This is a genomic window from Actinoalloteichus hoggarensis (assembly GCF_002234535.1).
GTDB lineage: Bacteria > Actinomycetota > Actinomycetes > Mycobacteriales > Pseudonocardiaceae > Actinoalloteichus_A > Actinoalloteichus_A hoggarensis.
In genome coordinates this window covers 1,279,602-1,295,704 of sequence record NZ_CP022521.1, presented here as the reverse complement: position 1 = coordinate 1,295,704, position 16,103 = coordinate 1,279,602, and the positions used below count along the sequence as shown (strand labels likewise).

General features: G+C 73.2%; 15 protein-coding genes. 12 read left to right on the top strand and 3 right to left on the bottom strand.

Translation table 11 applies throughout. The features are described from left to right. Positions 1–120 precede the first annotated feature (120 nt). Together AHOG_RS05825 and AHOG_RS05820 are read left to right on the top strand one after the other, a co-directional pair. Positions 121–1,281 carry a sensor histidine kinase gene (locus AHOG_RS05825; RefSeq protein ID WP_093940437.1) on the top strand — a complete coding sequence of 387 codons (1,161 nt, stop codon included), beginning with the start codon at positions 121–123 and terminating at the stop codon, positions 1,279–1,281. Continuing rightward, positions 1,278–1,928, top strand: a complete 651-nt coding sequence (locus AHOG_RS05820) for a response regulator (RefSeq protein ID WP_093940436.1) — start codon at positions 1,278–1,280, stop codon at positions 1,926–1,928. The genes AHOG_RS05825 and AHOG_RS05820 overlap by 4 nt, the downstream gene beginning before the upstream one ends. 551 nt (positions 1,929–2,479) lie before the next feature. On the opposite strand, the gene AHOG_RS05815 is transcribed toward AHOG_RS05820, so the two are convergent. Continuing rightward, entirely contained in the window at positions 2,480–3,661 is a 1,182-nt protein-coding gene (locus AHOG_RS05815) for a J domain-containing protein (RefSeq protein WP_311770136.1), read from the bottom strand. A 269-nt stretch (positions 3,662–3,930) separates the two neighbouring features. Between AHOG_RS05815 and AHOG_RS05810 the strand changes: the two genes are divergently transcribed. Together AHOG_RS05810 and AHOG_RS05805 are read left to right on the top strand one after the other, a co-directional pair. Further along, positions 3,931–4,449, top strand: a complete 519-nt coding sequence (locus AHOG_RS05810; protein WP_093940434.1) for a type II toxin-antitoxin system Phd/YefM family antitoxin — start codon at positions 3,931–3,933, stop codon at positions 4,447–4,449. Continuing rightward, positions 4,446–4,847, top strand: coding sequence for a PIN domain-containing protein (locus tag AHOG_RS05805; RefSeq protein ID WP_093940433.1), 402 nt, complete (start codon positions 4,446–4,448; stop codon positions 4,845–4,847). Before AHOG_RS05810 ends, AHOG_RS05805 begins: the two co-directional genes overlap by 4 nt. Before the next feature lie 177 nt (positions 4,848–5,024). On the opposite strand, the gene add is transcribed toward AHOG_RS05805, so the two are convergent. Further along, on the bottom strand, positions 5,025–6,062 hold the full coding sequence (gene add, locus AHOG_RS05800; protein WP_245856580.1) for an adenosine deaminase: 1,038 nt from the start codon (positions 6,060–6,062) through the stop codon (positions 5,025–5,027). Between the two features lie 423 nt (positions 6,063–6,485). Here add and AHOG_RS05795 point away from each other — a divergent pair, with 423 nt between their 5' ends. The 7 genes from AHOG_RS05795 to AHOG_RS05765 all read left to right on the top strand — a co-directional run bounded on the left by AHOG_RS05795 (position 6,486) and on the right by AHOG_RS05765 (position 13,115). After that, on the top strand, positions 6,486–6,890 hold the full coding sequence (locus AHOG_RS05795; RefSeq protein WP_093940432.1) for a helix-turn-helix transcriptional regulator: 405 nt from the start codon (positions 6,486–6,488) through the stop codon (positions 6,888–6,890). A 73-nt stretch (positions 6,891–6,963) separates the two neighbouring features. Continuing rightward, complete coding sequence (locus AHOG_RS05790) at positions 6,964–7,392, top strand: VOC family protein (RefSeq protein ID WP_093940431.1); 429 nt, start codon at positions 6,964–6,966, stop codon at positions 7,390–7,392. A gap of 119 nt (positions 7,393–7,511) precedes the next feature. Further along, on the top strand, positions 7,512–8,600 hold the full coding sequence (locus AHOG_RS05785; protein ID WP_093940430.1) for a hypothetical protein: 1,089 nt from the start codon (positions 7,512–7,514) through the stop codon (positions 8,598–8,600). A gap of 1 nt (position 8,601) precedes the next feature. After that, positions 8,602–9,774, top strand: coding sequence for a toxic anion resistance protein (locus AHOG_RS05780; protein ID WP_093940429.1), 1,173 nt, complete (start codon positions 8,602–8,604; stop codon positions 9,772–9,774). After that, the gene (locus AHOG_RS05775) at positions 9,771–11,387 is read left to right on the top strand and encodes a vWA domain-containing protein (protein ID WP_093940428.1); all 1,617 of its coding nucleotides are present in this window, start codon (positions 9,771–9,773) and stop codon (positions 11,385–11,387) included. Before AHOG_RS05780 ends, AHOG_RS05775 begins: the two co-directional genes overlap by 4 nt. Then, positions 11,384–12,013 (top strand): hypothetical protein, encoded by a 630-nt coding sequence (locus tag AHOG_RS05770; RefSeq protein ID WP_245856579.1) that lies wholly within the window; start codon positions 11,384–11,386, stop codon positions 12,011–12,013. The genes AHOG_RS05775 and AHOG_RS05770 overlap by 4 nt, the downstream gene beginning before the upstream one ends. An 88-nt stretch (positions 12,014–12,101) precedes the next feature. Next, positions 12,102–13,115: a DUF5753 domain-containing protein gene (locus AHOG_RS05765; RefSeq protein WP_093940427.1), complete on the top strand. Its 1,014-nt coding sequence runs from the start codon at positions 12,102–12,104 to the stop codon at positions 13,113–13,115. Positions 13,116–13,190: 75 nt separating this feature from the next. On the opposite strand, the gene AHOG_RS28340 is transcribed toward AHOG_RS05765, so the two are convergent. Beyond that, positions 13,191–14,081 carry a CPBP family intramembrane glutamic endopeptidase gene (locus AHOG_RS28340; protein ID WP_157736666.1) on the bottom strand — a complete coding sequence of 297 codons (891 nt, stop codon included), beginning with the start codon at positions 14,079–14,081 and terminating at the stop codon, positions 13,191–13,193. 745 nt (positions 14,082–14,826) lie between these two features. Between AHOG_RS28340 and AHOG_RS05755 the strand changes: the two genes are divergently transcribed. Continuing rightward, positions 14,827–15,891: a lytic polysaccharide monooxygenase auxiliary activity family 9 protein gene (locus AHOG_RS05755; RefSeq protein WP_157736665.1), complete on the top strand. Its 1,065-nt coding sequence runs from the start codon at positions 14,827–14,829 to the stop codon at positions 15,889–15,891. The last annotated feature ends 212 nt before the right edge of the window (positions 15,892–16,103 follow it).

Genomic DNA, 16,103 nt, shown 5'->3' with positions numbered 1-16,103 from the left:
ACGCCGAACCCACGGCCGCACCACGTCTCCCGAGCCGCCGTCGGCCCGGAGAGACGAGGCGCGTCGCCTCGGCCGAAGGTCTGATCCCGCGGAGCCGATCCGGCGTTAGGGTCGGCGCCCATGAGGCTCCCACGCCCACAGGGCAGGTGGTGGCGCCGCCGCACGATCGCGGTGTCAGTGTTCGCCGCCGCGGCTTACGCGATCGAGATCTCCCTGCTGGCCCCGGATCTGTCCAGCGTGGTGCTGGCCGGGATGCCGGTGGCGCTGCTCGGCCTGATCGTCGTCGCGGTGCGCACCGGACGGCACCCGCAGGCGGCCCTCGTCGGCACGGCCCTGTCGCTGGCGGCCACCGCGTTGATCCACTCAACGATCCTGCAACGCACCTTCGGAGCCGTGGAGCTGCTCCTGCTGCTCGTCCTCGTCGTCGGCGCGGCCCGCCACGGTCCGCGGCGCTGGGCGACCGCGGTGACGTTCGCGGCCGCCGTCGCCGCCGCCGTACTGCTGCTCAGATCGGTGGCGATGTGGTGGAACACCCCCGAACTCGGCCTGCTGCTCATCCTGACGACGGTGGCCGCGTTGTTCCTCGGCCTGCATCTGCGGGAGGAGGACCTGCGACGAGCGGCCGCCGCCGAGCAGGTCCGCCGCGCGGAACGACTCGACCTCGCCGGTGACCTGCACGATCACGTCGCGCACTACGTGACCGCGATGGTGGTGCAGGCGCAGGCGGGTCACGAGATCGTGACAGGCGACCCGGCGACCGGCAGACGACTCTTCGCCAACATCGAGTCCATCGGGCAGGAGGGGCTGGCCGCGATGAGCCGGATGGTGGGCCTGCTACGCGAGGGCACGGCGGCCGGCGAGGCCCGCACGGTGCCGCGCGGCCTGACCGCGGTGCAGGAACTCGCCGCCCGGAACTCGGCCACCGGTCCGCGGACGAGCGTGGACGTCCGCCCCGGCGTCGACCCGGAGAACTGGTCCACGGAGCTGAGCCGCTCGGTGCACCGGCTGGTCCAGGAGGGCCTGACCAACGTCCGCAAGCACGCGCAGCAGGCCACCTCCGTCCGGGTGGTCATCGACGCGGAGGGAGACCACGTCGTCGTCCGCGTACGCGACGACGGGACGAAGTCCGGCCGCGCGCGATTTCGACCGAGCGGCTTCGGGCTGATCGGACTCGAGGAACGGGTCTCGATGCTCGGCGGGACGCTGTCCAGCGCGGCCCGACCAGAAGGCGGCTGGGAACTGCGAGCGACCCTGCCCCTGACATCCGAGGCGGTCCGATGAGCATCCGGGTGGTGATCGCCGACGACCAGGCCATGATCCGCACCGGCTTCCGGCTCATCATGGAGGCGCAGCCGGACATCACGGTGGTCGGGGAGGCCGCCGACGGGGTGGCGGCGCTGAATCTGGTCGGCGAGCTGCGGCCCGACGTGTGTCTGATGGACGTGCGCATGCCCGGCGTCGACGGCATCGAGGCGACTCGGCGCATCGCCGCCCGAGCGGACACGTCGGACACGAAGGTCGTCGTGGTGACGACCTTCGACCTGGACGAATACGTGTACGGGGCGCTGCGGGCGGGCGCCGTGGGATTCGTGCTGAAGAAGTCCGGGCCTCGGGTCCTGGTGGACGCGGTGCGCGCGGCGGTGGACGGCGGGGCGCTGCTCTCCCCCGCGGTGACGGTGCGACTGCTGGACGCCTTCGCGCGGACGGTGCCCGCGCGGCCGCCGGAGCTGGTCGAGCCGCTGACGCCTCGGGAGCGGGAAGTGGTGCTGCTGGTGGCGCGCGGCGCGACCAACACCGAGATCGCCGAGGGACTGTACGTCTCGATGGGGACGGTGAAGAGCCACCTGACGCGCATTCAGCAGAAGCTGCCCGCCCGGAATCGGGTGGAGGTCGCGGCGTGGGCCTGGGAGCACGGTCTGGTGTCGTGAGGTGGCGGCAGCCGCCGGATCAACGTCGCAGTGGTGGTGGCAGCCGCCGGGCCAGGGTCGCAGCGGCAGCCGCGGCTCCCCGGCCCGGACCACAACGACGGCAGCACCCGGACCGAGGCCACAGCCGCGGCGGCCCGAACCGAGGAAGAGACAGCGGCGGCGGCCCGCAGCGGAACCGCGGAGGCGGTGCACCCGAACCAAGGCCACCGCGTCGGCGGGCGACGACGAGCCGGGCGCGACGACGACTGCCCTGGGGCGCCCAGGACAGCAGCCGAGCCATCCGGGCACCGGGACACCGGGACGAGGTCGGCCGCCCATCGGACGTCGACGCCACCGATCATGAGGGACCACACCGGATCGGCGCGGCGGCGCGGGCGCGGCCGTCTACGGGCAGCCGCGGCGGCGCGGGCGGCGATCCGCTCGCCGTGGACGGCGCCGTTGCCGCCGCGGCCGGGGATGTTCACCGGGCGGCAGCGCTCACCGGGCACGCCCCGATCAACCCGGAAGGGGCGCCCCGACCATCCCCCGTCGCGGTCGCGCGGGCGGGCGTCTCAGGCCGCGCCGGACGCGCCGCCCGCGCCGACGACCTGAGCCAGGATGGTGCGGAACAGCTCGCGGTCCACCGTCGCGCCGTCCTCGGCGAGCCAGCCGCCGATCTCTTCCAGGAACCACTCGGGATTCATCGGCGCGGCGGTGTCGTCCAGCGGCTCGTCGGTGGTGATGCGGCCGGACCGGCTGGGGTACAGCAGCAGCGCCCCGCGCACCTCGACGTCGGAGAGCATCGTGCGGTACGCCGCCACCGCATCGGGTAACCGGATCGAGCCGCCCCGGAAGACGTGGCCGTTGCGCCACAACGTGCCGTCCTCATCCGCCTCGTAGTGGCCGGGCAGCCACTTCTTCGACTCGATGAGCACCAGCCTGCGTCCGCAGAGGACGGCGTGGTCGACGTCGGCGAACACCGAGCCCGGCCAGGCGAGGCCGTGGAAGATCCGGACGCCGGGCAGGCGGGTCAGGTAGCGGTCGAGCAGGTCCGCGGTGAGCTGCCTGGCGATGTCGTCGCGGTCGTCGCCCGTCGTGCCGAACACGCGCTCGGCCCCGAACTCCGCCACGAAGTCCTCGTCGACGCGGCCCGCGGCGACCTGCCTGCGCACCGCGCGGATCGTCATGGTCACCGCTCCCGACACCAGCAGCAGCCACGCCACCAGCGTCACCGGGGCGCCGAGCAGCAGCGGGGCCACCGCCACCAGGGCCAGCACGCAGGAGAGCGGCAGCAGCAGCGGCGCGTGGCCGAGCCCGGTGGACGGCAGGTACCGCACGGCTCGGCGGACGTCGAGCGTGTCCCACCAGGGGATGCCGCGCGGGTCGATCCTCGGCGACGGCGGCACGTAGTCGGGGTCCTCGCCCAGATCCCATCGCCGGGTGCTGCGATTGCGGCCCAGCCACGGGGTCCGCCGCAGCGGTGCGGCCTGTTCCATGGTCCTGTCGACGGCGGGCGACCGACGCAGCGTGAAGGTCCGGTCGTACTCGGCGCGCAGCACGGGATCGTGCAGGGTCTCGTAGGCCTCGGTCAGCAGCCGAAAGGCCCCGGAGGTGCCGCCCGCGTCGGGATGCATGGTCTTGGCCAGCTGCCGATACGCCGCCTTGATGTCCGCAGTCGACGCGCTGCGGCGCACGCCGAGCAGCTCGTAGTGGTCGACCATGTACCCGACTCCGATCGCCGTCGATACCCGCACGAACGCACCCCGCGCCGCGGACCCCCGCCGAGGATGCCGCCGACGAGACGCCGAGGGCCGTCCGTGCCCCGATGATGATCACATCATCGCCGCCGGGACGACGAGCGCGGTGCGCGCGGTTCGGCGCGGATCCGCCGTCGGCAAGGCCGCGTCGGGCCGCCCGGCCCGACCGCAGTCAAGCGAACGCTGCGTGACGATCCAGGTACCGATTCTCCCGTACCGGGGAGGAATTCTGTCACTTTCGCGACTGCCCCGACTACGGTAGGCGCATGAGTCAGCGGATCGGTTCGCGCGAGCTGCGCCGAGACGAGGCCGAGGTCGTCCGTCGCGTCGAAGCGGGCGAGCGCTTCACCGTCACCCGGGCGGGCAGGCCGGTGGCCGATCTCGTCCCGCATCGTCCCGGCGACCCGCCCTCGGCAGCCGACCGGACGCTGGGCGCGGTGCAGGCCGAGTTCCGCGGTCTGCCCTCGGTGGACGCGGCCCGCTGGGAACGGGATCGACGCCGCGCCGACTCCCGATTCGGGCCGGACGATCCGTCGGAGAACCCCTGGAACCGGGGGACACGACACGGGTCCGCCGTCGCGGGCCACCCCGACTCGGGCCCCGTCGCCTCGAACCCCCTCAGCTCGCGCTTCATCGCCTCCGAGGACGAGCCGACCGACCCGCGCCCGGCGGCACGAGCCGATGCCGCACCGCCCGCCGCCGTCATGGCCGAGCAGGCACCGCCGTATCCGCCGACGAGCCGGGGCGGCCGACCCGATCGACCGGGCGGCCCGCCGACCCGATGACGACGCCCACACGAGTGCTGCTCGACACCTCGGTGATCATCGAGCTGGACCGGCTCGACCTCGGCGAGCTGGCCTCGGCACGCCCGCTGGTCAGTTCGGTCAGCGTCGCGGAGCTGGCCTACGCGCTGGGGACCACCGACTTGGTGGAACGGCACGCCCGGATGGAGCGCTATCACGCCGCGCTGCGACGGATCGACGTCCTGCCCTTCGACACCGCCGCCGCGAAGCTGTACGGGGTGCTGGCCGCGCTGGTGCGGGAGACCGGCCGCCGATCCGTCCCCCGTCGGGTCGACCTCCAGATCGCGGCGACCGCGGCGGCCCGGTCGCTGCCGCTGCTCACCCGCAATCCGAAGGACCTCGCGGCGGTGCAGCGACTGGTCCAGGTCATCCCGATCTGACCGACCCGGTTCGTCGCGCCCTCCGGAGCGGGCCGCAGTCGTGCGAGCGTGCGGCCCTGGGCGAGACGCCGTTGGGCGGCGGGGCCGGACAGACGGTCGCCCGGTGGGAACCTCAGCCCCGCACACGTCGGCCCCGCACCCGCCACACCGGCCCACGCCGCCGGAGGCGGCCCGCGCTCAGCTCGCCGGAACGGCCTGCCACGCGTCGATCTCCCGATGCAGGCGGGCTTTCGTCGCCGCCGGCGCGAAGGAGGCGTCCACCCCCGCCCGCGCGAACTCGGCCATCGTCGCGTCGTCGTAGTCGAACGTGTCCCGCACCCGGCGGTACTCCCCGGCCAGGTCCGCCCCGGTGACGTCGGGGATGTCGGTGTTCAGGGTGACGACCAGGCCCGCGTCCCGCAGCAGCGGCAGCGGATGCGCGGCGAGGGAGTCGACGAGGCCGAGCGTCACGTTCGACGAGGGACACACCTCCAACGGCAGGCCGCGATCGCGAACCTCGGCGAGGAGGTCGGCGTCCTCCGCCACCCGGAAGCCGTGGCCGAGGCGTTCCGTGCGGCCGGGGTCGATCGCCTCGCGGATGCTCGCCGCGCCGCAGCACTCCCCGGCGTGGTGCACCACGTGCAGGCCTGCCTCGACCGCCGCGTCGACGATCGACACGAAAGGCGTCAACGAATACGTCTCGTCCCCCGCCATGCCGATGCCGATCACACCGGCCGAGGCGTGTCGCACCGCCAGCTCCAGGGTGTGCCGCGCCCGCTCGACGGATCGGCGGCGGGAGTGGTCGAGGAGCACCCGACACTCGACGCCGTAGCTCTGCCGTCCCTCCGCCAGTCCGTCCAGCACCGCGGCCAGCGGCATCCCCAGGTCGCCGAGTCGCTCGCCGTGCGAGGCGGCCGTGAAGGTCACCTCGACGTAGCGGGTGCCCGCGGCGGCCTCGTCGGCGCAGAACTCGACGGCGATGCGGCGGAAGTCCGCCGGGCGGCGCAGGCAGTCCCGCACCAGCGCGTTCCGATCGGCGAACTCGCGGAATCCCGCGAACGCGGCGCCGCAGGACCGCACCGCCGCGGCAGGCACGGCGACGCCGTCGGCCGCGCCGAACTCCCGCAACGTGTCGGGCCGGACCGTGCTCTCCAGATGGACGTGCAGGTGGGCCTTGGGCAACGCGGTCAGCCTGTCGGCGGCACCGGAGCCCGGCTTGTCGTGGGGGTCGCGCACCGCGTCGAGGCTAGGTCGCCCTCGGCCCGCCCGGCAACGGATTTCCCCGGCGCCGACGACCCGCGGCGACCCGGCCCGCCCCGACGTTTCCGGCGGGCGCACAGCGGCCGCCGCCGTGAGCCCGTCGGGATGGCACACAGCAGGTACGGGGCCCGCGCCGCCGCACGACCACGGAGATCGGGCGGCACACGGCGAGGCGCGTGGACCTCGTCCCGATCCTCCGGCGGCCCGGTACGCACGGCCCCGCCCGAGCACCGCGATCCCCCGCGCGGCGCGACGACCGACCGTGTGTCCCGCCGCGGGCCGACCACGACGCCGCACCGATCGCCTGTGGCCCGACGTCGAGATCAGCCCTGCTCCCCCGGCTGCCGGACGCGCGACGGACCGGCGAAGCGACCGATTCGTCGTTCCTACACTGGGCCGATGACGGCGTGGGAGACGACAAGGGCGGTGCGGCGGGCCAAGGACGTCATCGACCGGGACTTCGCCGCGCCGCTGGACCTGAATCGGCTCGCGGCGGTGGCAGGCTACTCCCGACACCACCTCTCCCGTCGGTTCCGGGCGATCTTCGGGGAGACGCCGATCGCCTATCTGACACGCAGGCGCATCGAGCGCGCCGCGTACCTGCTGCGGGCGGCGAACCTGACCGTCACCGAGGTGTGCTTCCACGTCGGATTCGCGAGCCTCGGCTCGTTCAGCACCCGCTTCCACCAGCTCATGGGCCGATCGCCGAGCGAGTACCAGCGGCATCACCGGGCTCGATCGACGGACGTGATCATCCCCGGCTGTTTCGTCCTGGCCTGGTCGCGCCCCGGCCCGACGGGCTGATCACTCTGGGAGAAGCACGCCGAAGCCGTGCCCTCCTACGGTGAGGCGACATCGACCGACCCAAGGAGCGACCATGCCGCGACGTCTCACCCACACCTGTGTCTACGTGCTCGATCAGGAGTCCGCGAAGGACTTCTACACCCGGCGGCTCGGCTTCGAGGTGCGTTCTGACGTCATGATGGGAGGCGAGTTCGAGGGCGCGGGGCGGGGCTTCCGGTGGCTGACCGTCGGACCGGCCGACCAGCCCGACGTCGAACTCATCCTGGCCGACGTCGCCATGGGCCACGACGCGCGGACCAGCGATCAGCTGCGCGACCTCATCGCCAAGGGCACGTTCTCGGCGGGCTCGCTGGCGACCGACGACTGCCGAGGTGACTTCGAGCGGCTCCGTGCCGACGGCGTCGAGTTCCTCCAGGAGCCGATGGAACGCCCCTACGGCATCGAGGCGGTGTTCCGCGACGACTCCGGAAACTGGTTCAGCCTCAACCAGATGTACGGCTGAGTCCACCCCCCGGCATTCACCCAGTGTTCACCGGATCACACCCGTGCCGCGAGTAAGCCGAGTCCGCGGCGGTCGAGGATCGTCCTCAGGCGACACGTGGACATCTGGGGGGCGACGGGGTGAAGCGGAGCCTGTCCATCGCGCTGGCGGTGGTCCTGCTCGTGGCGGTGGGCGTGGCGATCGTGCTGGGCCGGAGCGATGACGAAGCGGATCGTGAGCTGACCACGGTTCGCGGCGTCATCGGCTCCGAGAAGCTCGCCTTCTTCCACGATTCTCGCGTTCAGGAGGCCTTCGCCCGGCATGGCCTGGCCGTGGAGGTCGACGCGGCGGGCTCCCGACAGATCGCCACCACCGTCGCACTGGACGACTACGGGTTCGCCTTCCCGTCCAGCACGCCCGCCGCCGAGCGCATCCAGCGGGACCGGCAGGTCGACAGGGTGTACGAGCCGTTCGAGTCCCCGATGGCCGTGGCGACGTTCACGCCGATCGTCGACCTGCTCGCCGCCGAGGGCGTCATCCGCTCCGAAGGCGACGACGGACACCAGGTGCTCGACATCGCCGCGTACCTGGAACTCACCCGCCACGACGTCCGCTGGGACGAGCTGCCCGACAACACGACCTTCCCGGCTCGCAAGAACGTGCTGATCACCACGACGGATCCGCGCGAGTCGAACTCGGCGGCGATGTATCTGTCCATCGTGTCCTTCGTGGCCAACGACGACGCCGTGGTGTCCTCGACCGAGGACGAGGCGGAGGTGGTCGCCGAGGTCGGCGAGCTGTTCCTCGATCAGGGCTACACCCAGAACACCACCGAGGGGCCGTTCGAGGACTATCTGGGCTCGGGCGGCATGGGGCGCACGCCGTTGACGCTGATCTACGAGTCGCAGTTCCTCGACCGACAGATCCGCGACGACGGGTCGATCACCGACGACATGCGGCTGGTCTACACCGCGCCCACGGTGTTCTCCACCCACACCCTGGTCCCGTTGACCCCCGACGGCGATCGCGTCGGCGAGCTGCTCGGCAGCGACGCGGAACTGACCAGGCTCGCGGCGACCTTCGGCTTCCGCACCGGCAGCCCGGCTCAGCTCGCCGAGGTCGTCGCCGAGCACGACGTCCCGGAGCCGCCCGCGTTGATCGACGTCGTCGAGCCGCCGTCCTTCGAGACGCTGGAGCGGCTGCTCGACGAGATCGCCGAGCAGTACTGACATGGCGGCGGAGCACGATCACGTCCTGAGCCCGCCCGACGCGGTCGGGGCGGTTCCACCGGAACGGGTCGCGGGCCTGATCCCCGTCGACGAGGAGGCTCGCGGCGACGCGGCCCGCCGCGCCGAGGAGCTGGCCGAGCGGCTGACCGGGCTCGACGTGCACTCCCCCGACTTCGCCGCCGAGCTGGAGTCGCTGCTGACGGTCGGGGAGGCGGACATGCGGGTCGCCGCCGCCGTGGCCGGGGCGCTGCTGGACCGCACGACGCGGGCGGCGTCCTCGGGCGCCGAGTCCACCACCTCGGCCCTGCTCACCGCCGACCTGGCGACGCTCCGACGCACCGTCGGCGAGTTGACGCCGACCGAGTCGGTGCGGCCTCGACGCGGACTGTTCGGGCTGTTCGCCGCAGGCCGGGGCGCCCGCGACCTGCTGGAGCGTTATCGCGCGGCGAACGAGCCGGTGAACGCGCTCGTCCTCGCCTTACGTGAGCGGCAGGACGTCCTGCGGCGGGACACGGCGTCGATCCAGGGCGAGCGACTGCGGCTGTGGGCGGCCATGGAGCGGCTGTCGGCGTCCGCCGTGTTCGCCGAGGCGGTGGACGAGGCGGTCGCCCGGCAGGCCTCGATCCTCGACCTGGTCGACCCGGAACGGGCCACCGCGCTGCGCTCCGACGTGCTGCATCCCATCCGCCAGCGGCGCCAGGACATCCTCACCCAGTTGGCCGTGTTCGCCCAGGGCTACCTCGCGTTGGACCTCCTTCGCCGCACCAACGACGAGCTGATCCGCGGCGTGGATCGCGCGGTCACCACGACCGTCGCCGCGCTGCGCATCGCGCTGGTGGTCAGCGCGGCGTTGGCGAATCAGCGCGAAGTGCTCGACGAGGTCGCCTCGCTGACCTCGGTCACCGACGACCTGGTCCGTGCCAACGGCGAACTGCTGGCCCGGCACGCGGGCGAGGTCCGACGGGCGAGCGACGATCCGGCGGTCGGCGTGGCGGCGATCCGCGAGTCCTTCGACCGGATTCACGCGGCCATCGACGCCGTGGACGGCTTCCGCGCCGCCGCGGTGGACGCCATGGCGAGCACCGCGGAATCGCTGTCGACGGAGATCCGGCGGTCCGAGCGGTATCTGCGCCGTGCCCGCGACACCGAGAGAGCGGACGAGGAGAGCCGATGAGGACGTCGAGAGCCGTCGCCGTCGCACTGGTGGCGGCCACCGCCCTGACCGGCTGTGTCGGGACGCCCGGCGGCACCGCGCCCGACGGCACCACGCTTCGGGTGCTCGCGGGCAGCGAGCTGGGCGACATGCGACCGATCCTCGACGCGGCGGCGGACGCCACCGGGGTCACGGTGGAGTTCGACTTCACCGGCACCCTGGAGGGCGCGCAGGCCTTGGCCGACGGGGAGATCGACGGCCGCTACGACGCGATCTGGTTCTCCTCGAACCGGTATCTCCGGGCCATGCCGGACGCCGCGAGCAGACTCGGCGAATCCGTGCGGATCATGAGCTCCCCGGTGCTGCTGGGGCTGTCCACCCCGGTGGCCGAGCGGCTGGGCTGGACGACCGATCCGGTCGGCTGGCGGGAGATCGGCGAGGCCGCGAGCCGGGACGAGTTCACCTACGGGATGACCGATCCCTCCGCGTCGAACTCGGGCTTCTCGGCGCTGGTCGGCGTGTCCTCGGCGCTGGCCGACACCGGCAGCGCGGTCGACGCCGCGCGGATCGAGTCGATCACGCCGGAGTTGATCGAGTTCTTCAGCGGCCAGACGCTGTCGGCGGGCTCGTCGCGCTGGCTGTCCGGGGCCTTCGTCGCCCGTGCCACCGGCGACGACCCCGGCGACCCGGTCGACGGGCTGATCAACTACGAGTCGGAGCTGTTGTCGCTCGGCGCGGACGGCACGCTGCCGGAGCCGATGACCGTGATCTACCCGGTCGACGGGGTCGTCACCGCCGACTATCCGCTGACGTTGCTGGCCGACGCCGACGACGAGGCCCGGACGGCACACGACGCCCTCGCCGCGCACCTGCGCACGCCGGAGGTGCAGCGCGAGATCACGGCGACCACCCATCGGCGTCCGGTGGTGCCGGGTGTGGAGCCGGGCGAGCAGTTCACCGAACGGAACCTCCTGGAGCTGCCGTTCCCGGCGACCGCCGACGCGATGGACGCCCTGCTGCTGGCCTACTTCAACACGATCCGCCGACCGTCCAGGACGCTGTACGTGCTGGACACCTCCGGCTCGATGGCCGGGGACCGCATCGCGGACCTGCGGACGGCGTTGACCGCGTTGACCGGCGCCGACGAGTCCGCGCTCGGCCGCTATCGCGGTTTCCGCAATCGCGAGGAGATCACCCTGCTGCCGTTCCAGACGGCGCCGGGCGAGCCGGAGACGTTCACCGTCCCCGAGACCGACCGGGAGGCCGAACTCGCCCGGATCGCCGACGCGGCCGCGGAGCTGCGCGCGGCAGGCGGCACGGCGATCTACGACAGTCTGCTCACGGCGTTCTCCCTGGCGGGCGCCTCCGTGACGGCCGACCCGGAGCGGTTCACCTCGATCGTGCTGATGACCGACGGGGAGAACGCCGAAGGGCGCGACCTCGCCGAGTTCCGCACCGCCCACGCGGAGCTTCCCGAGCAGTGGCGCGGGATTCCGGTGTTCACCGTCCCGCTGGGGGAGGGCAGCCGTGAGGAGATGCGGGCGATCGCGACGCTGACCGGCGGCGAGATGTTCGAGCCCGGCGAGGGCGAGGCGCTGGCCGAGGTGTTCCACGAGATCCGCGGGTACCAGTGAGTCGCCGCGCGGCCGGGCGGCTGTGGCGTTATCTGGGGTCGACCAAGAACCTGGTCGGCTCCTCGGCCGGCCTTCTCGGGGTGCTGCTGCACCTCGCGGGTGTCGCGGGCTCGTACTGGCTGCTCGTGGTGGCGGGTCTGTACACCGTCGGGGCCCTGGCCGCGCCGCCCGAGCGCGTGCGACTCGTGCGGCGGGACCCGACGGCGGAGGCGGCCGAACTCGTCACCGGTCTGCGGGAGCTGATCGAGGAGGTCGATGCGCGACAGGATCGACTGCCCGCGACCACGGCGGATCGGGTGCGCGAGATCGGGGAGGTCCTCGGCGGCGTCCTGGACCGACCCGGCGCGCTGGCGACCGACCCCGAGACCTTCCATCAGGTCGCCAGGATCGTCCGGCTGGACCTGCCGCAGTCGGTGCAGACCTACCTGAACCTGCCGCGCTGGTTCGCCGTCACCGTCCGACCCGGCGGCGAACGGTCGGCCGCCGGTGAGCTGTCCGCCCAGTTGGAGCTGCTGCTCAAGGAGTCGCGTCGGATCGCCTCGGACTTCTTCGCGGCCGATCTGACCAGGCAGGCCGACCACACCCGGTATCTCCACGACCGCACCGAGGGCCGTCACGACTCGTGACGAGCCGTGCTGTGGCGGCACGGCGGGCACCACGACGGGGCACGCCGAGGCGACGCGGCCGAGGCATGAACGGGAATACGCTCTCATCGTGGCGGCATCTCGATCGCGCGAAGCGACGACCACCCCCGGCGCGGCGGCGGTCGGGGGACCGGAGTCGACGTCGAGCGGCGACCTGGGCGGGACGGGCGGCCGGCGGGGCGGCGGTCCGGGCTCGCGTTCGGCGGACTTCACCCCAGCCACCGGCATCGCCTCGGCCGACGGCGTGCCGACCGCCGCGCGGACGAAAGCGGCGGCGGTGGGCGGCGAGTCTCGTCCGGCGGGGGAGCCGCGTCCCGCCCGCGCCGCGCTCGACGTGTCGCGGAGGCTCCCTCCCGCGGAGGGCGACTCGGCCCAGACCGCCGTGGAACGCTGGGAACGCCATCTCGCGACGCTGCCGGTCCGCCGCTCACGGCAGGACGCGCTGCGTGCGCGGCGGCGTCGAGGCTACGAACGCGCCGCCCGAGGCTGGGGGCTCGGCCCCGTCCCACGACAGTCGGTCGGTCCCGTCGCCTTCGAGGACGAGGCCGTCCGCATCGTGGAGATCGCCCTGGCCCTGACTCCCGTCCTGCTTCAGACCGACGCCTACGCGCGGGAGCTGTTCATCGCGGACGGGGTGCGCGATCCGGCGGAACTCGATCGGCGGGTCGCGCTGCGGATCGCCCGGCAGGCGGCGTTGACCAGAACGGCGGCGCCCGTCCGCTTCGAGGCCTACATCGACGAGCCGGTGCTGCTGCGCCCGGTGGGCGGCCTGCGGGTCATGGCCGAGCAGTTACGGCATCTGGCGGCGATGGCCAGGCTGCCCCACGTCTGTGTGCGGATCATCCCCGCCTCGGCGGGCGGGCCGATCCGGCTGGACGGCGGCCTGCTCATCCTGGACTTCCCGGCGCGCTCCACCGTCGTCCAGCTGGAACACGGCAGGCTGCGGGGGACGCTGGACCGGGCTGAGGACGCCGCCGTCTTCACCGCGATGCTGCCCGCCCTGGCTGCGGCGGCGTTCAGCGCGGCGGAGTCGCTGGCGCTGCTGACCCGCGTCGCCGAGGAGCTGGAGGACCGATCGTCCTGACTGCTCGGCCTTCCACGGGCCGTCAGGCGCACCGGGGCTTCGGCGTCGGTCGAGACGGCCCCGCCGCGCCGCCGCTCAGGGTGCGAGCGCGGAGCCGATGTCGACGCCGAGTTCCGGTGCGCAGTGCGCGAGGAAGGCGGGCCAGAGGCTGCCGGTGCGGGCCCGCACCCACGCCATGAGCACCCCGGCGATGCCGGTGGCGAGCACGGCGGCCACGTCGACCGTGACGCCCGCCGCCGGATCGAGGAAGACGCCGTGTCCGAGGCCGAAGCCGAGGCTGGTCAACACGAGTCCCCAGCCGACCGGCGCGCCGAAGAACCGCCACGGCGTGCCGAGGACTCGATCGAGGACGGCGAGCATCGCGCCGCGCCAGATCAGCTCCTCGGTCAGGTTCGGCACGCTCGCGTCGAACAGCACGCGCTCCACACTCGGGCTCGGCACCGACCCCGGTTCGAGGACGCCGGCGAGCACCATCGACCCCGCGGGCACCAGGAAGGCCGCCAGGATGAAGATGAACACCGGGCGCAGCGAGCCCGGCTCGCACCGCCACCGCAGTCCCGCCTCGGCCGTGGCCCAGTGGCGCAGCACCAGGAACAGCAGGCCGACCCATGCCAGGTCGAGCAGTTTGCCCTGCCAGTTCCACTCCAGGTCGGCGAAGACGCCGAATCTCGGCAGGGCGGTCGACAGCACCGTCAGCACCAGGAAGGCACCCGCGACGGCCGAGGCGAGCAGCGCGCCGGGTGCCTTCCTGCCCGCGAGGTAGGCCACCGGGGCCAGCAGGCCCAGCAGGAGGGCCGCCCACAGCACGGCGGCCGACAACTCCGCCCAGACCGCTCCCGGCCCGACCAGGGCGGCCGCCGCCACCGCCACGAGAACGATCGGGGCGAGTACGGGGAGTACCCAGCGGGCCGTCTCGGTCGGTCGAGGCAGCGAGTCCTCGACGGACATCGGCCGGGGGGTGGTCATCCCGGCATCCAAGCAGGTGGGGCGACACGTCCGGCGGTGGCGGCTCTTCGGCCGCCGCCCCGGCGACGTCTCGTCGTGGGGGCGGCGAAGGGCGCGGCCCCGGCACCGCCGACGGGCCGGGCCGCCGACGTGCGGACCGGCGGACCGTGTGATCGGCGGGTCGCCCCGCGAGGCAGGCACGGTGTCGGCGGCGGACCGGTGAGTCTTTCGGTCGACCTGGACGAAGCCACGGGCGCCCCGAGGGCGAGCCGGTGAGCGGTTCGGGCCGGCTCGACTGTCTCGAGGTGATGAGGACGGTGGACGCGCGAGCCTGCGGTGCCGATCCCCGCGCCACGCCGGGCCGCGCCGCAAGGCGGGCACGGGTCCGCCAGGCCGGGTCGATCGCCGTCGGCGTCTCCCTCGAATCGTCGTGCTCCCCCCGACGAGCTCGCGTCGGCCGCGCCGCCGTGCCCTCGGCGCGTCTCGGGCCCCGCGTATCTCGGGCCCCGCGCAGGTCGACCCCGCGGAGATCGGCGCCGCGCGGCTCGTGCCGATGAGGTCGGCTCGACTTCGACTTCTGCGGCGACCGGGCAGGCCGAGAGACACGGATCGGGTCCCCGTCCCACCACGGCGTTCACACGATGGAGTCGGAAAACGACCAGCCCGCGCCGCCTGCGACCTCGCGGCCGATCGGCCCACGAAGATCATCACCGTCATCGACACGCGGCACGCCTCGTCGGCGTGCCCAGCAGAGAGGAGGCAGGCTGTGAACCCCCGCATTCGCGATCTCGCGGTGCCCCGTTCGTTGACGGCCGCCGCGGCGGCTCGTCCGGACGGCGATCTCGTCCTGACGGGAATCCACCTGGAGTGGACGGTCGGCGGGAACGGCGGCGACGCCGGTCCGCCCGTCGACTGGAACGACGGCCGGGCGCCGTACCCCCACTTCTATGAGGTGTGGCTCAACGGCGGCGAGATCAGGCAGACCGCGGCCCTGTTCTGGGGCACCGAGGCGCCGAGCTGGCAGGCCGCCCGCACGCACTGGGTCTGCCTCGGCACCGACCCGGACCCGGAGTACCGGGTGACGATCCGGGCCCGGCTGGCCGACGGCACCTGGAGCCCGTTCACCGAGGAGGTCCTCGTCGGCACGGAGGACGCCCGCGCCTACTCCGCCGTGGCGCCCGCCGTGCATCCGGTGCCGCATCCGGAACCGGCGGCCCGGCACGGCAGGCTGGATCACCCGGTGAGCCGCGCCGTCCTGATCTGCGAGGACGAGGAGACCGAGGCCTGTCGGCGGGCACGGCGGCTGACCGGCGGCCTCGACGTCTCGTCGGCGGGCACGGTGCCTGCGGTGACGCCACCGGTGGCGGCGATGCGGGCGGACCCGCCGTGGAACGGGTCCTATCTGGAGTATCGGAAGTTCTTCCGGGGCGGCGACGTCGCCTCGGCGGGCAACCCGTCCTTCGCGGGCCTGGATCTGGCGGGCGAGTGGCCGACGACGGTGCTGTCCGCCGCCGACCGCGCACACTCCTTCACCCATCGAGCCACCGCACATCGCGGCGACGCGACCTGGACACACCAGTGGTTCGTCACCAGGGACGACTGGGATCCGACGAGGGCGGTGTCCTGGGACGATCTGGAGCCGGTGCCGTTCATGACCGAGGTCCACGGGGCGCCGGGCGTCACCCATCACACCACCGAGGCGCTGCCCCCGAAGAAGTCCGGCAGGCATGTGATCGTCGACGTCTGGGGCGGTCACGGCGGCCCCGCACTCCACGACGGCGGATTCGCGGGCGAGTTCTTCGTGTCCTGCTCCGACGTCGAGTTCGTCTAGTCCGAGGAGGAGGCCTCGGCCCGTCAGGACGCGATCGGCCCAGCGTGGTGCCGGTCGCAGCGGACCGACGGGCGGCGAACGCGAGGCGGCACGCCTCTCGACGCCGCAACCCCGTTTCGCGTCGAGGGTGCCGACCGTCCGAGGTGCCCAGCCGTTCGGCGTACGCGATCGCGTGCTCGGCGCCGTCCTCGCCGGTGATGCCGTCGCGAGCA

Bases quoted from the DNA above. Each gene is read 5' to 3' on its own strand.
- AHOG_RS05795 (WP_093940432.1), top strand. From the start codon at position 6,486: ATGACGGCGTGGGAGACGACAAGGGCGGTGCGGCGGGCCAAGGACGTC.
- AHOG_RS05810 (WP_093940434.1), top strand. From the start codon at position 3,931: ATGAGTCAGCGGATCGGTTCGCGCGAGCTGCGCCGAGACGAGGCCGAG.
- AHOG_RS28340 (WP_157736666.1), bottom strand. From the start codon at position 14,081: ATGACCACCCCCCGGCCGATGTCCGTCGAGGACTCGCTGCCTCGACCG.
- AHOG_RS05805 (WP_093940433.1), top strand. From the start codon at position 4,446: ATGACGACGCCCACACGAGTGCTGCTCGACACCTCGGTGATCATCGAG.
- AHOG_RS05820 (WP_093940436.1), top strand. From the start codon at position 1,278: ATGAGCATCCGGGTGGTGATCGCCGACGACCAGGCCATGATCCGCACC.
- AHOG_RS05825 (WP_093940437.1), top strand. From the start codon at position 121: ATGAGGCTCCCACGCCCACAGGGCAGGTGGTGGCGCCGCCGCACGATC.
- AHOG_RS05790 (WP_093940431.1), top strand. From the start codon at position 6,964: ATGCCGCGACGTCTCACCCACACCTGTGTCTACGTGCTCGATCAGGAG.
- AHOG_RS05780 (WP_093940429.1), top strand. From the start codon at position 8,602: ATGGCGGCGGAGCACGATCACGTCCTGAGCCCGCCCGACGCGGTCGGG.
- AHOG_RS05775 (WP_093940428.1), top strand. From the start codon at position 9,771: ATGAGGACGTCGAGAGCCGTCGCCGTCGCACTGGTGGCGGCCACCGCC.